The 776-nt window shown below is 68.4% G+C and carries 1 protein-coding gene; it reads left to right on the top strand.

The window, feature by feature from the left end:
* Positions 1 to 776: FadR/GntR family transcriptional regulator (locus PMI01_RS26015; RefSeq protein WP_157223699.1), on the top strand; the 776-nt coding region annotated here is incomplete at both ends.

Genomic DNA, 776 nt, shown 5'->3' with positions numbered 1-776 from the left:
CTCGCCGACGGCTCCCGCCGGTGAACCCGGTGGTGTTGAAGGAGATCGCAGCGGCGCCGACGGGGCCTTGCCGGCAGAGGAGACGCTCTTGATCGCGCCTTGGCGAGACGAGGTCGCCGGCGATGGCGGGCCGTCATCCTGGCCGGGCCTGGGTCTGGAGCGTCCGCGCTCGACGCACGACCAGGTGCTGCGCGCCTTGGCTCTTGAGATCATGGATGGCGTCTATGACGTGACCGGCTTTCCGAGCGAAGCGGTGTTGCTGCGCCGTTTCCAGGTCTCGCGTTCGTTCCTGCGCGAGGCCATTCGAGGCCTGACCGCGAAGGGGTTCCTGAGCGTCAAGACGCGCATCGGGGCCACGGTCCAGGGAGTCGAGCACTGGAGCCACTTTGATCGCGATGTCTTGAGGTGGCGCTTGAGCGCCGGCGAGAACCCAGTGTTCGGCGAAGACCTGAGGGCGATGTGTCTCGGACTCGAGTGCGAGGCGGCGCGCCGGGCGGCCAAGCGGCGCTCGTTGGACGACCTGGAGGCCTTGCGGCAATGCTTGACGGATCTTGCCGCCAACCCGTCGGACCTGGCTGCCCGAGTCATTCAACGCACCTTCAGGCTGACGATCTGCGCGGCTTCGGACCGACCCGTGATGCGCTCCCTGTCGGGCCTGGTCGAGGCTCAACTGTTGTTCGAGGCCCGCCGGGGACGCGGGTCGGTGGCGGCTCGATCCAAGGCGATGCGCCGCGCCTTCGAAGCCATTCGAGACGGTGACGAGGCGGGGGCCGCCG

The sequence above is a fragment of the Caulobacter sp. AP07 genome (assembly GCF_000281955.1).
Lineage (GTDB): Bacteria > Pseudomonadota > Alphaproteobacteria > Caulobacterales > Caulobacteraceae > Caulobacter.
The sequence above is the reverse complement of the archived record's forward strand: the minus strand, read 5'-3'. Positions and strand labels throughout refer to the sequence as shown.